The following is a 12,987-nucleotide window of genomic DNA, read 5'->3' on the forward strand; positions in this document are numbered from 1 at the left end:
AATGGCCTCCTCGTCAGATCTGCTGTCGTCCGTCGCGCGTCACGCGCGCGCGTGGCGGCGTACGCGAACGACTGCACCCGACCCTATCGGGGCCGGGCGCCCGTCGCGTAACGGACTCAGATGCCGACCTTGATACGCGTGAAGCGCTTCAGGGTGACACCGGCCTCGTCCAGGACCTTCTGGACGGACTTCTTGTTGTCCAGCGCGTACGGCTGGCCGAGCAGCGTGGCGTCCTTGAAGAAGCCGTTGAGGCGACCCTCGACGATCTTCGGCAGGGCGGCCTCGGGCTTGCCCTCGGCGCGGGTGGTCTCCTCGGCGACGCGGCGCTCGGACTCGACGACCTCGGCCGGCACGTCCTCCTTGGCCAGGTACTTCGGCGCGAAGGCGGCGATGTGCTGGGCGATGCCCTTGGCCACGTCGGCGTCGGCCTTGTCCAGCTCGACCAGGACACCGATCTGCGGGGGCAGGTCGGGCATGGTGCGGTGCATGTAGGAGAAGACGAAACCGTCGGCGTACTGCGCGAAGCGGTCGAGGACGATCTTCTCGCCGAGGTTGGCGTTGGCCTCGTCCACGTACGCCTGGACGGTCTTGCCGGCCTCGATCTCGGAGGCGAGCAGGGCCTCCAGGTCGGCCGGGGAGGTCGCGGCGACGTGCGCGGCGATCGCGTTGGCCGCGGCCTGGAACTTCTCGCCCTTGGCGACGAAGTCCGTCTCGCACTTCAGCTCGACCAGAACACCGGAGGTGTTGTCGTCGGCGATGAGGGAGACCACGGCGCCGTTCTCGGCGGAGCGGCCCTCGCGCTTGGCGACGCCCTTCTGGCCCTTGATGCGCAGGGCCTCGACGGCCTTGTCCACGCTGCCGTCGGCCTCGTCCAGGGCCTTCTTGCAGTCCATCATGCCGGCGCCGGTGAGCTCACGGAGCTTCTTGACGTCCGCGGCGGTGTAGTTCGCCATGATCTGTGAATCTCTTCTCGGAGTTCGAAGTCTCGAAGTCGGCGTCCGCCGCCGCTCGTAGGGCGGGCGCCCGCCGAAAGATCTACGGGCTGTGGGTGAACGGCGGGTGGCGCGCTCGGCGCCACCCGCCGTCATGTCGACAGCCCTACGACCGTGAAGGTCAGGCCTGCTCGGCGTCCGCGGCCGGAGCCTCGGTGGCGGCCGGAGCCTCGTCGGCGGCGGGGGCCTCGGCAGCGGCCTCGGCGGCGGGGGCCTCGGCCGGAGCCTCAGCGGGCGCCTCGGCGGCAGCCGGAGCCTCAGCGGCGGCCGGAGCCTCGTCCGCCTTCTTCTCGCCCTCGAGCAGGTCGCGCTCCCAGGCGGCCAGCGGCTCGCCGGCGGCCTTGTCGCCCTTGCCCTCGGTCGCGACACGCGAGCGGGAGATGAGGCCCTCGGCGACCGCGTCCGCGATCACACGGGTGAGCAGCGTGACGGAGCGGATCGCGTCGTCGTTGCCGGGGATCTTGTAGTCGACCTCGTCGGGGTCGCAGTTGGTGTCGAGGATGGCGACGACCGGGATGTTGAGCTTCCGGGCCTCGCCGACCGCGATGTGCTCCTTCTTGGTGTCCACGATCCAGACGGCGCTGGGCACCTTCTGCATCTCGCGGATACCGCCGAGGGTCTTCTCCAGCTTGGCCTTCTCACGCGAGAGGACCAGGAGCTCCTTCTTGGTCAGACCCGACGACGCGACGTCCTCGAAGTCGATCTGCTCAAGCTCCTTGAGGCGCTGCAGACGCTTGTAGACGGTCGAGAAGTTGGTGAGCATGCCGCCCAGCCAGCGCTGGTTGACGTAGGGCATGCCGACGCGGGTGGCCTGCTCCGCGATGGCCTCCTGCGCCTGCTTCTTCGTGCCGACGAACATGACCGTGCCGCCGTGGGCGACGGTCTCCTTGACGAACTCGTAGGCGCGGTCGATGTACGACAGCGACTGGAGCAGGTCGATGATGTAGATGCCGTTGCGCTCGGTGAAGATGAAGCGCTTCATCTTCGGGTTCCAGCGACGGGTCTGGTGACCGAAGTGGACGCCGCTTTCCAGCAGCTCCCGCATCGTGACGACGGCCATGGCCGTTCTCCTTGAATTTCTCGGTTGTGCCGCGAGAACCGGACGGCTCTCGCGCCTGACGCCCGCGATGCGCCGTTGCCGCTAAGGACCGAGGGGCGCTGATACGAGCCTGGAAGGGCCTCGTACCGGGGCGTGCGAAGTCGACCCGGTGACCCGGATCGCCACCAGAAGTGTACGGGACCCGGAAGGCCCCGGGTGACGCCGATATCCACAACCGACGAGTACTCCACAGATCCCGGCCATGATCGCGCCACTCACGGGACGCTTTGCCCATGTCCCACGAGATGCCTGACAAGTTGCCGCACGAGCCGCCTCCCGCGATGACCCGCCGGCGCCGGCGAACGACCGCACGACGACGCGCCGCCGCCTGGCTGTCCCTGCTCCTGTGCCTGACGACGGCCCTCCTGGCCACGGCCTGGGCACCGGCACCGCGCGCGGCACCGGGCCCCCGCGCCGCTCCGGCACCACCGGGCCCGGAGGGGCACGTCCCGGCCCTGGCCCGCACCTGGCCCGTGGGCCTCCGCCCCCTGGTCGCCCGCCTCTGGGAACCCCCGCCGACCCCCTACGCCCGGGGCCACCGAGGCGTCGACCTGTCCGCCCCGGCCGGCTCCCCGGTCCGCGCGGTGGCCCCGGGCCACGTCTCCTTCGCGGGCCGCGTGGCAGGCCGGGGAGTCGTCACGGTCACCCTCTCCGACACGGGCGACCCACCCCTGCGCACGACCTACGAGCCGGTCCGGACCTCAGTGAAGAAGGGCGACGAGGTAACCGCGGGCACCGTCCTCGGCACCCTGGAACCAGCCCCGTCCCACTGCCCGACCTCCTGCCTCCACTGGGGCCTACGCAGAGCCGACACCTACCTCGACCCCCTGACCCTCCTGCCACCATGGCTCCTGCGCCGAGGCCCGTCCCGCCTGCTGCCGGTCCCCGAGTAACGGGGTTCGCGCGCCCTCCCTGTCCACGCAGCCGGTCGAGCCACCGGAGCAGCGCCCACCCGCTCGCCCGCCCCACCCTGCGGGCAGTCGTGCCGCTGGGGCGGCACGACTGGGCGCAGACGGCACCCGGCAAGCACCGGTGAGCGAAACCCCGCCCCAAGCTCAGCCTTGGCCGAGGGCGCCGAAGCCACGAGGGCTCAGCATCACAAGGAGGGCGCCCAGCCACGAGGGCGCAGCCCTGGGCGGAGGACACCCGGCCACTAGGGCACGGCCCCGAACCAACACGGTGCACCCGGCGACAAGGGCTCGCCCCCGATACGAGACGCCGCCCCCTCAGCCCCGCACACCCCGCAGAGCCATGGCCACAGCAGCCTCGGTGATCGCGGAGGGATCCTCCGCGGCCCCCAACTCGATCCGCCGCACAGCCGCGTCCACGACCCCCTGCAACAGCATCGCCCCCAACCGCGGCTCCTCCTGCCCGAGCCCCGCGAGCGCCTCCACGATCATCGCGACGAGCCCACCGTGCGCGGCCCGGATCTTCTCCCGCGCCCCGGCGTCCAGCTCACTCGCCGAGATCGCCACCACGGCCCGATGCCGCCGGTCCCCGACCAGCTCCAACTGCTTGCGTACGTACGCCTCGACCTTGCCCTCGGGCCGCTCGGCCGTGGCCATCGCCGCCTCGACCTCCGCCGCCCAAACGGGAAAGTCGACCTGGCACAGCTCCTCGACCACGGCGGCCCGCGACCGGAAGTACTCGTACACGGACGACCGCGCCAACCCCGTCCGCTCGGCGAGCGCGGGGAACGTCAACGCCTCCGTTCCCCCCTCGGACAGCAGGGACCGAGCCGCGTCCAGCAGGGCGGCTCGCTGCATCGACCGGTGCTCGGCCACGGAGGCCGCTCGAATCCTTGGCACGTCCTCCACTTTACGGACGGACCACCACCGACGGGAATGCCTTCCCCCGACGCGGCCCCCGGCGAGCCACCGCCGAGGGGCTGCCGAGGAGCCACCGCCGACCCCTCGACCAGCCCCAGTTCGCCCCAGGTCAGCGACCGAAACTCGCCAGCTTCGCCCGCAGCTGCAGCACCGACTTCGTGTGGATCTGACTCACCCGGCTCTCGGTGACTCCCAGCACGTTCCCGATCTCCGCGAGCGTGAGCCCTTCGTAGTAGTAGAGCGTCACGACGGTCTTCTCCCGCTCGGGCAGCGTGTTGATGGCCCGCGCGAGGAAACGGCGCAGCTCCCGGTCCTCGGCGATCTCGACCGGGTTGTCCGCGGCGGTGTCCTCCAGCGTGTCCATCAGACTCAGCCGGTCGCCGCCCTCACCCCCGACGTGCAGCAGCTCCTCCAGCGCCACCACGTTGGCCAGCGACAACTGGCTGAAGACCGCGTGGAGTTCGTCCACCGCGATACCCATCTCGACGGCCACCTCACCCTCGCTCGGGGTGCGTCTGAGCCGTGACTCCAGCGTGGCGTAGGCCCGCTCCACATTGCGCGCCTTCTGCCGCACCGACCGGGGGATCCAGTCCAGCGCGCGCAGCTCGTCGATCATCGCGCCCCGGATCCGGGTGATCGCGTACGTCTCGAACTTGATCTCCCGGTCGATGTCGAACTTCTCGATCGCGTCGATGAGCCCGAAGACCCCGGAGGAGACGAAGTCGGCCTGTTCGACATTGGCCGGCAGGCCGACGCTCACCCGGCCCGCGACGTACTTCACCAGCGGTGAGTAGTGCAGGATCAACTGCTCGCGCAGCCGTTCGTCGCCCGTCGTCTTGTACGTCCGCCACAGCTCGTCGAGTGTCGAGGGGGCGGGCGGGCGCACGGTGCCGCGCGCGGCGGAGGGTACCGCCGCCCGGTCAGACCCGGAGGTGTGCTGGGGCATTCGTCGCCTTGTGCCGTTCTGCCGTGAACTGGGGGTGCCTGGGTGAGCTGTCGGTCTGATGTCGAGTTGCCTGTCCTGAGGGGGAATCCTCGTGAGCGTAGCGTGACTGGGGAGTCGCAGTGCGCGAAGGGCGGTGGATCGCCGGTGCGCAGATACGTTCCGCTGGACGCCCCACGGGGTCACGGCGATCGCCCTGTGTGAGCGGGCCGGGACGCCAACTGCCGGAAACCGCAAGGCTGTAGGCGTTCCCCCGGACGGCCGAACACGCTCGGTCAACCCGGCCTCCGATCCGGCGAGACGGAGATCATCGCCTGGCGTGTCAACTTCCAGCTGTCGCCGTGTCGTTCGACGTATCCGAGTGCGCGGAGTTCGTACAGTCTCCCGACCGCCTCGTCCGCGGTGGTGCCCGCGCCCCGGGCGATCTCGTCGGCCGCCGCGGCGCCCCGGCCCGGCAGCGCGGCGAGCACCTGCCGCGCTGCCGGTTCCAGCAGATCACGGGGGAGCACGGGCCCTCGCCGGTCCGGCGCGAGCTCTCCCATGTCACCCACCAGCTCGACGACTTCGGCGGCGTCGGAGACGAGCACGGCCTCGCCCCGGAGCAATGCGTGCACGCCGGCCGAGAGGGCCGAGGTCGCGGGCCCCGGCACCCCCATCGTGAAACGGCCCAGCCGCTGCGCCGCCCGCGCCGTGACCAGCGCGCCGCTGCGGTAGGCCGCCTCCACCACCACGGTGCCCCGGGTGAGCGCGGCGATGACCCTGTTGCGCAGAATGAACCGGCTCGCAGTGGGATGCTCCCCCGGCGGCAACTCCCCCACCACCAGCCCCTGTTCGGCGATCCTGCCGATCAGCTGTGCGTGCCCCCGGGGATACGGCCGGTCCACCCCGCAGGCCAGCACGGCGACGGTCGCCCCACCGGCCCCGAGCGCGCCCCGGTGCGCGGCGCCGTCCACCCCGTACGCGCCGCCGGACACCACCACCCACCCCCGCTCCGCGAGCCCCGCGCCCAGCGAGGCCGCCATGTGCGCCCCGTACTCCGTACAGGCCCTCGCCCCCACCACGGCCACGGACCGCAACGCCCACATCCGCACATTCGCCTGCCCCCGCACCCACAACCCCACCGGCCGCGCGTCCCCGAGATCATCGAGCTGCCCGGGCCACTCCCCGTCCCCGGGCACGAGGAACCGAACCCCGGCCGCCCGCGCCTGGCGCAGGTCGTCTTCGGGATCGGCGCGGTCGGCACGGGCGCAGAGGCCCGCCCACCGCTTCTCCGAGGCCTCCGGAAGCGGTCGCCCGCCCCCGGAGAGCCTCCGCACGACGTCCCGGGCGCCGAACTCCCGAAGCCACCGCCCGCCGAGTTCGTCGCCGGGCTCGATGACACGGGCCAGGAAGGCCCGGTCGAGCCGCTCGTCCTCCGGCGCACCGCCGCCGGTCATGGTCCACCCGCCGACGAGCCGCAGGCCGGGGTCCTCATGCCAGCGCTCCGATCGCCATGGGCACCCCTCGCGGAACCCCGGTGCGCAGTTGCAGCGCCAGGTTGACGTCCATCGCGTCCGGACGGTCATGGCCGACGAGGTCGGCGATGGTCCAGGCGACCCGCAGGACCCGGTCCAGGCCGCGCGCGGTCAGCATGCCCCGCTCCAGACACCGCTCGGCCTCGTCCATCGCGCCCGGGGCCGCGTGCCAGCGGCTGCGCAGTTCCCGTCCCGGCACCTCGCTGTTCGTCCGCCACGGTGTGCCGAGCAGACGTGCGGCCGCCCGCTCCCTGGCCGAGCGCACCCGGTCGGCCACCGTCGCGGTGGACTCGCCACGGGCCCCACGCCGGGTGAGTTCGGCGCGGGTGACCCGGTCGACCTCGACCCGCAGGTCCACCCGGTCCAGCAGTGGTCCGGAGAGCCGGGCCTGATAGCGGCGGATCACCGCGGGCGGACACTCGCAGAAGTCGTCCGTCCGCGAGAAGCGCCCACAGGGACAGGGATTCGCGGCGAGCACCATCAGGAATTTCGCCGGGAAGCGCACGACTCCCGCGCTGCGCGCGATCACGACGTGCCCTGCCTCCAGCGGTTGCCGCAGGGCGTCCAGGGCCTGGCTGCTGAACTCGGGGGTCTCGTCGAGGAAGAGCACCCCGCGGTGCGCGAGGGAGACCGCGCCGGGCCGGGCGATGCCCTGCCCACCGCCGACGAGTGCCTGCATCGTGGCCGAGTGGTGCGGCGCGCAGTAGGGTGCCACGTCGACCAGCGGTTTCCCCGCCGGCAGCAGACCGGCGATCGAGTGGACCGCCGTGACCTCCAGCGACTCCTCCCTGGCCAGTTTCGGCAGGATGGCCGGCAGCCGCTCCGCGAGCATCGTCTTGCCCGCGCCCGGCGGGCCTTCCAGGAAGAGATGGTGCCCACCGGCCGCCGCGACCTCCACGGCGGTCCGTGCCGCGAGCTGCCCGACGACATCGGCGAGGTCGTGGCCCAGGTCCTGCTGTGCTGCTCCGGCGGTGTGCATTCCGGTGGCCGCTCCCGTGCCCGGCAGCCGGAGTCCCGCCATAAGGGGGTCAGGGCGGCCCTCGTCGGGTTCCTCGTCCGGCACGGGCTCGTCCGCCAGCACCGCGATCAACTGCCGCAGGGTGCGCACGCCCAGTACCGAGACGCCGGGCACCAGCGAGGCCTCCGCGGCGGCGCACTCCGGCACCACCACCTGTTCGTATCCGGCCTCGGCGGCGGCCAGCACGGCCGGCAGGATGCCCCGTACCGGACGGACCCGCCCGTCGAGTCCCAGCTCCCCGATCATCACGATGTCGGAGAGCACCCGTGGATCGATCCGCTCGGAGGCCCCCAGGATCGCGCTGGCGATGGCCAGGTCGAACCCGCTGCCGGCCTTCGGCACCGAGGCGGGGCTGAGCCCCACGGTGAGCTTCTTCTGCGGCCACTCGGCGCCCGAGTTGACCATCGCCGCCCTGACCCGGTCCTTGCTCTCCGTCAGGCTCTTGTCCGGCAGGCCCACCAGCGTGAAGGCCGCCACGCCGGGTTCCAGGTCGGCCTGGACCTCGACGACGACGCCCTCGACGCCGACGAGGGCCACGGAGCATGTGCGGGCGAATCCCATCACGCCACCCCCCGCACGTGCTCCACGACGGGGGCGCCGCGGTCGGGGAGGACGACGCCGACGACGTCGATGCGGACGCCGCCCGGCGGACTCCCTCCGTGTTCCTGGAGCCAGCGTTCGGCGAGGCCGCGCAGTCGTTCGGCCTTCGTGGGCGTGACGGCCGCCATCGGATGCTCGAAGGGTCCGGCCCTGCGGGTCTTGACCTCACAGACGACCAGCGCGTCCCCGTCACGAGCCACGATGTCGATCTCGCCGACCCTGCCACCGCGCCAGTTCCGAGCCAGGACCGTCATCCCGGCCTCCACCAGCCGCCGCGCGGCCAGCTCCTCGCCGTACTTCCCGAGCGCACCCCGTGCGTTACCGCCTCGCGCCCCTACCGCACCTCGTGCGCTGCCACCTCGTGCCTTGCTCATGTCGGCACCACCTCCGGCGCCAACACTGAAGGCAGCTCAGCCCACTAGTGGATCTTGGTGGACAAACAGCCGATTGTGGATATCTTCGCCACCCACACGAATGACGACCTCAGCTGCCCGGCAACTCCAGATCGCTCTTGTTCAGCTCCTCGATGTTCACGTCCTTGAACGTGAGCACCCGCACCTGCTTCACGAACCGAGCCGGCCGGTACATGTCCCACACCCAGGCATCCGCCATCGACACCTCGAAGAACACCTCACCCTGGACGGAGTGCACCTGCATCTCGTAGTCGTTGGTGAGGTAGAAACGCCGCTCGGTCTCGATCACGTATTTGAACAGACCGACGACATCGCGGTACTCCCGGTAGAGCTTCAGCTCCATCTCGGTCTCGTACTTCTCGAGGTCCTCGGCGCTCATGGCATGTTCCCCTTCAGCCGTGCGATCCCACCATTGTGCGCCAGTCCCGCGAGCCTCTAGACAATTTCGGTGTCGAGGACCACGGGTCTGGCCGGGGGACCCTCGTCGAGCAGCGTGCGCAGCAGTTCGGCGAGTCTGGTCGGGTACACCGTCTCATGCGTCCGGGCCAGTTCCCCGCACGTCCACCAGCGTGCTCCGGCGACACTGCGTCGTTCCAGCTCCGTCAGACCCGCCGCGGCGGGCACCACGTGGTGAGTTTCGGCGGTCCGGGCGAGGTAGTACCACTCGTCCTGGTCCCAGCGGCGCCCGGCGAAGGGGAAGGAGCACATCCGCCGCCAGAGCACGGGGCCCAGCTCGACGTCCGTGATCCCGGTCTCCTCCGTGAGTTCCCGCAGGGCGGCCTCCTCACGGGTCTCCGCGCCCTCCACACCGCCGCCGGGCGTGAACCACCAGTCGTCGGCCGGATCGTCCGGCTCGTGCCCGTGCAGCAGCAGGACGCGCTCCCCCGGATCCAGCAGGATCACACGCGCCACCCGGCGCAGCCCGCCCGCGTAGGTGTCGCCGGAGCCGCCCCCGGACGCGCCCCCGTGAGCCGCGTGCGCGCCACCCTGCGAGCCCTCAGCCGACACCGGCCGGCTCCGGCTGCGTCGTACGGCCACGTCCCCCGAGGCGCTTCGCGACGGGCCCGTAGGCCGCGCCGCCCAGCACGAGCACCATGCCCACGACCAGCGCGGCGGTGATCAGCCGCAGCGGGCCGGGAGAGGAGAGCGCGCCGAGCTTCTCGAAGCCCGTGGGGCGGGCCAGCATGCCGTCCATGGGCCAGACGACGGCGTCCACGCGCGCGTCCACGTTGGCCCGGGGCACCGTGCCCTGGCCGGCCTCCGTGAGGTGGGCGGTGGAGTCCAGGGAGCCGCTGCGCTCGTCACCGAGGAGGAACAGCCGGCCCTTGGGGACGGTGATCTCGGGGATGCCGGTCAGCTCGGCGTCCTCACCGTGCAGATAGGCCTCGTCGATCTGCTTGCCGTTGACGGTCAGTTTGCCGTCGGTGCAGCAGGCGACCGTGTCCCCGCCGACCGCGACGACCCGCTTGACCATGGGCGAGTTGCCCCAGGTCTCCTCCCGGAAGACCACGACGTCACCGCGCTGGATCTCGGCGCCGTCGATCCGCTGGGCGAGTATCCGGTCCCCGGAGACGATGGTGGGGGCCATGGAGTCGGTGGGCACGGTGTAGGGCGCGTAGACGATCGCACCCCAGACGAAGCCGCCGAGGAAGAGCACACAGCCGAGGGCCACGGCCAGTCCCGACAGCGTGCTGCCGAGCCGTCCGAGGCCCTCGTCCGTACGACGTGTCGTCCCGCTCATCCCAGTGCTCCCCCAGGTCGGAGAATCGACCGTCCCGGCCCCGTACGGGCCGCGGAAGATCGGCGATCTGGGACGGCACCCTACCCGGCGGTACCCGTGCCAGAAACCCTCGGGCCCGCGGTGGTCAGAAGGCGGCGCCGGCGCCACAGCACCAGCGGCACCGCGCCCGCGAGGCCGAGCGCGCCGGGGGCGGCGGCGCTCAGGTTCTGGTCGAAGGTGTCGGGAACCGGCAGCGTGGACCAGCGGGTGGGCGGCCAGGCGACCACGATGGCGCGGCCCACGACCTGGTCGACGGGGACCATGCCCTTGTTGCTGTCGTTCTGGTGGTAGCGGGAGTCCAGCGAGTTCTGCCGGTGGTCACCCATGACCCAGATTTTGCCCTTGGGTACCTTCACCTTGAACTGGCCGCCGGTGTCGTCGACGGTGCAGGGGGTGTTGCCCGGGTACACGTACGGCTCGTTCAGCGCCTTGCCGTTGACCTTGAGCGGGCCCGTGCCGTTGCACTCGACGGTGTCGCCGGCGACGCCGATGACGCGCTTGATGAGGTCCTTCTCCTCGGCGGACGGCATCAGGCCGATCCAGCCGAGGACGCGCTGCACGGCGTTGGGCTCCAGGGTGGGTTCGCCCTTCAGCCAGCCGTCCGGGTCGTGGAAGACGACGACCTCGCCGCGCTCGGGCTCGGAGCCGAACCACGGGGTGAGCTTGTCGACCAGGACCCGGTCGCCCTCCTGCAGGGTGTTCTGCATCGAGTCGGACGGGATGGAGAACGCCTGCACCAGGAAGGTTTTGATCAGCAGCGCGAGCACGAGCGCGATACCGATGAGGATCGGCAGTTCCTTCCAGAAGGAACGCTGCTTCTTCCTGGGGCGCTCGTTCCGGTCGCCGTCGTCGGCCGAGGTCGTGGCGCCGTCACCGCCGTCCGCGCCATCCGTGGCGTCCGGGGAGTCACTCCCGGAGTCGGCGGAACCCTCGGAATTCACGGTGCTCTCCACGTTCTCCATGTTCTCCGCGGCCGGGGAAGCCGCCTCGTCGGACCGCTCGGGCCGTTCTTCGGAACCACCGTGTCCGGACCGTGCGCCGACCGCCAAATCCCCCACATCCACTCCTCACTCCGTACCGCCGCCCGCGCCACAGCCGGTGCAGGCCCACCACTCCCATAACGAGCGGGAGTTCCGCAGGGGTCGGGAGGGGGATCAATCCATTTCGATCCGCGGAGGCCACCCTATGCGAAGCGCCGAGGGCCGTGGTCGACCCGCTCGGCACGGCGGAGAATGTGTCCGGCTCCTCCAACTGCCCCCAGTGGCCGACCGGCCAGGCGATGACCACGGCCCGGCCGACGACGGAATCCTCGGGGACCGTCCCGCCGAACTTCGCCGTCGTCGAGTCGTCGGACTGGTGGGCGCGCGAGTCCGCGGAGTTCTCCCGGTGGTCACCCATCACCCACAGGCGACCCTGGGGCACGGTCACCTGGAACTGCTGCGTCGAGGGCTGGTTGCCGGGGTGGATGTACGCCGTCTCGTCCAACGGCATGCCGTTGACCGTGACGCGGCCCTGGGTGTCACAGCACTTGACGGTGTCGCCGCCGACCGCGACGACCCGCTTGATCAGGTCCTGCTCGTCATCGGACGGGAGGAGGCCGATGAACTGCAGGCCTTCCTTTATCTGCTTGATGACGATCGGGTCCTCGGTGGCCGCCGTCGTCTGCTCGTCCTCCAGCCAGCCGCCGGGGTCCTTGAAGACGACGACGTCCCCGCGGGTGGGTTTGGAGCCGAACCAGGGGGTGAGCTTGTCGACCAGGACGCGGTCGCCGATCTGGATCGTCTGCTCCATGGAGCCCGACGGGATCACGAACGCCTGGACGAGGAAGGTCTTCAGGACCAGAGCTATGAGGACGGCGACCCCGACGAGGAGCGGGATCTCCTTGACCGCGGAGCGACGCCTGCGCCGCTTGATCTTCCGGGCGAGCTTGCGCCGCTCGACCCGGCTCGGCCGCGCGGCCCCGCCGGACCGCCGCGAACCGGTGGGCAGCAGGTTGGCGGCCGCGGTGGCGGGAGGCGCACCGCGGGGTTTGCCACGGTTACCCATGCGCACCGCCGGCGGCGGGCACACGCGCGTAGGCGTCCGGACGGTCCAGCCGCGTCCAGTGGTCGGCGGGCCAGGCGATCCAGTCGGCTCTGCCGATCACGGAGTCGAGGGGGACCATGCCACCGCCGGGCGAGCCCAGGTGGTCACGGGAATCACTGGAGTCACCGCGGTGGTCGCCGAGGAGGAACAGCCTGCCCTCGGGGACGACCACGTCGAAGGGGACGTTCGACGGGCTGTCGCCCGGGTACAGAAACGACGACTCGTCGACCCACCGGCCGTTCACCTCAAGCCTCCCCTCCTGGTCGCAGCAGACCACCCGGTCTCCCCCCACGCCGACAACGCGCTTGACGTAGTCGGCGTTCCCGAAGTAGCCGGTGCCGTCGAAGACGACGACGTCACCGCGCTGCGGCTCAGATCCGAAACGGTACGCCAACTTATTTACGAGAACGCGGTCCCCGATCCTCAATGAACCGGCCATGGAGCTGCTGGGAATCTGGAACGGCTGCATCACGAAGTTGCTGAAGAGCGCCAGAAAAAGCAGGCAGATCAGCACGGTCAGGGTGTAATACCCGCCCGGTACCCACTCGGTGGCCCGGTCCACCCATGCGAAACGCGACCGCTCCTCCGGCCCTCCTGTGTCGGAGATCTCCTCGGAGACCTCGTCGCCGGAAGGGCGGGGGGAACGGTCGCGCTCCATGTGCTGCTGTGCTTCGGTGTCCATCGGGGCCAAATCGTATCCGGCCCCGCTGTGAC

14 protein-coding genes are annotated in these 12,987 nt (G+C 70.9%); 1 reads left to right on the forward strand and 13 read right to left on the reverse strand.

Translation table 11 applies throughout. The features are described from left to right. Positions 1–116: 116 nt before the first annotated feature. Both tsf and rpsB read right to left on the reverse strand, forming a co-directional pair. The gene (tsf, locus tag ACZ7MG_RS37640; protein WP_471388604.1) at positions 117–953 is read right to left on the reverse strand and encodes a translation elongation factor Ts; all 837 of its coding nucleotides are present in this window, start codon (positions 951–953) and stop codon (positions 117–119) included. Between the two features lie 160 nt (positions 954–1,113). Beyond that, positions 1,114–2,052, reverse strand: coding sequence for a 30S ribosomal protein S2 (gene rpsB, locus ACZ7MG_RS37645; RefSeq protein ID WP_471388601.1), 939 nt, complete (start codon positions 2,050–2,052; stop codon positions 1,114–1,116). Between the two features lie 320 nt (positions 2,053–2,372). Here rpsB and ACZ7MG_RS37650 point away from each other — a divergent pair, with 320 nt between their 5' ends. Then, entirely contained in the window at positions 2,373–2,984 is a 612-nt protein-coding gene (locus tag ACZ7MG_RS37650) for a M23 family metallopeptidase (protein WP_471389145.1), read from the forward strand. 333 nt (positions 2,985–3,317) lie between these two features. Here the strand turns inward: ACZ7MG_RS37650 and ACZ7MG_RS37655 are convergent, their stop codons facing one another. From ACZ7MG_RS37655 to lepB (ACZ7MG_RS37705), 11 genes are all read right to left on the reverse strand, one after another. Continuing rightward, complete coding sequence (locus ACZ7MG_RS37655; RefSeq protein ID WP_471389142.1) at positions 3,318–3,875, reverse strand: TetR/AcrR family transcriptional regulator; 558 nt, start codon at positions 3,873–3,875, stop codon at positions 3,318–3,320. Positions 3,876–4,029: 154 nt separating this feature from the next. Continuing rightward, positions 4,030–4,866, reverse strand: coding sequence for an RNA polymerase sigma factor WhiG (gene whiG, locus ACZ7MG_RS37660; RefSeq protein WP_471388598.1), 837 nt, complete (start codon positions 4,864–4,866; stop codon positions 4,030–4,032). Between the two features lie 272 nt (positions 4,867–5,138). Further along, complete coding sequence (gene dprA / locus ACZ7MG_RS37665; protein WP_471388596.1) at positions 5,139–6,299, reverse strand: DNA-processing protein DprA; 1,161 nt, start codon at positions 6,297–6,299, stop codon at positions 5,139–5,141. 34 nt (positions 6,300–6,333) lie between these two features. Continuing rightward, complete coding sequence (locus ACZ7MG_RS37670) at positions 6,334–7,956, reverse strand: YifB family Mg chelatase-like AAA ATPase (protein WP_471388593.1); 1,623 nt, start codon at positions 7,954–7,956, stop codon at positions 6,334–6,336. Then, a complete protein-coding gene (locus ACZ7MG_RS37675) occupies positions 7,956–8,369 on the reverse strand; it encodes a YraN family protein (RefSeq protein WP_471388591.1) in 414 nt (137 codons plus the stop codon). Before ACZ7MG_RS37675 ends, ACZ7MG_RS37670 begins: the two co-directional genes overlap by 1 nt. A gap of 109 nt (positions 8,370–8,478) precedes the next feature. Further along, positions 8,479–8,787 (reverse strand): DUF2469 domain-containing protein, encoded by a 309-nt coding sequence (locus ACZ7MG_RS37680; RefSeq protein WP_005311352.1) that lies wholly within the window; start codon positions 8,785–8,787, stop codon positions 8,479–8,481. 56 nt (positions 8,788–8,843) lie between these two features. Then, on the reverse strand, positions 8,844–9,329 hold the full coding sequence (locus ACZ7MG_RS37685; RefSeq protein WP_471389139.1) for an NUDIX hydrolase: 486 nt from the start codon (positions 9,327–9,329) through the stop codon (positions 8,844–8,846). 76 nt (positions 9,330–9,405) lie between these two features. Continuing rightward, positions 9,406–10,149, reverse strand: a complete 744-nt coding sequence (lepB, locus tag ACZ7MG_RS37690) for a signal peptidase I (RefSeq protein ID WP_471388588.1) — start codon at positions 10,147–10,149, stop codon at positions 9,406–9,408. An 80-nt stretch (positions 10,150–10,229) separates the two neighbouring features. Then, a complete protein-coding gene (gene lepB, locus ACZ7MG_RS37695) occupies positions 10,230–11,129 on the reverse strand; it encodes a signal peptidase I (protein WP_471388586.1) in 900 nt (299 codons plus the stop codon). Continuing rightward, entirely contained in the window at positions 11,095–12,234 is a 1,140-nt protein-coding gene (gene lepB / locus ACZ7MG_RS37700; protein ID WP_471388583.1) for a signal peptidase I, read from the reverse strand. Before lepB (ACZ7MG_RS37700) ends, lepB (ACZ7MG_RS37695) begins: the two co-directional genes overlap by 35 nt. Next, entirely contained in the window at positions 12,227–12,955 is a 729-nt protein-coding gene (gene lepB, locus ACZ7MG_RS37705) for a signal peptidase I (RefSeq protein ID WP_471388580.1), read from the reverse strand. The genes lepB (ACZ7MG_RS37700) and lepB (ACZ7MG_RS37705) overlap by 8 nt, the downstream gene beginning before the upstream one ends. Positions 12,956–12,987: the final 32 nt, after the last annotated feature.

Source organism: Streptomyces sp. NPDC107538 (genome assembly GCF_055657445.1).

Bases quoted from the DNA above. Each gene is read 5' to 3' on its own strand.
- ACZ7MG_RS37650 (WP_471389145.1), top strand. From the start codon at position 2,373: ATGACCCGCCGGCGCCGGCGAACGACCGCACGACGACGCGCCGCCGCC.
- rpsB (WP_471388601.1), bottom strand. From the start codon at position 2,052: ATGGCCGTCGTCACGATGCGGGAGCTGCTGGAAAGCGGCGTCCACTTC.
- lepB (WP_471388580.1), bottom strand. From the start codon at position 12,955: ATGGACACCGAAGCACAGCAGCACATGGAGCGCGACCGTTCCCCCCGC.
- tsf (WP_471388604.1), bottom strand. From the start codon at position 953: ATGGCGAACTACACCGCCGCGGACGTCAAGAAGCTCCGTGAGCTCACC.
- ACZ7MG_RS37675 (WP_471388591.1), bottom strand. From the start codon at position 8,369: ATGAGCAAGGCACGAGGTGGCAGCGCACGAGGTGCGGTAGGGGCGCGA.
- dprA (WP_471388596.1), bottom strand. From the start codon at position 6,299: ATGACCGGCGGCGGTGCGCCGGAGGACGAGCGGCTCGACCGGGCCTTC.
- ACZ7MG_RS37670 (WP_471388593.1), bottom strand. From the start codon at position 7,956: ATGGGATTCGCCCGCACATGCTCCGTGGCCCTCGTCGGCGTCGAGGGC.
- whiG (WP_471388598.1), bottom strand. From the start codon at position 4,866: ATGCCCCAGCACACCTCCGGGTCTGACCGGGCGGCGGTACCCTCCGCC.
- lepB (WP_471388588.1), bottom strand. From the start codon at position 10,149: ATGAGCGGGACGACACGTCGTACGGACGAGGGCCTCGGACGGCTCGGC.
- ACZ7MG_RS37680 (WP_005311352.1), bottom strand. From the start codon at position 8,787: ATGAGCGCCGAGGACCTCGAGAAGTACGAGACCGAGATGGAGCTGAAG.
- lepB (WP_471388583.1), bottom strand. From the start codon at position 12,234: ATGGGTAACCGTGGCAAACCCCGCGGTGCGCCTCCCGCCACCGCGGCC.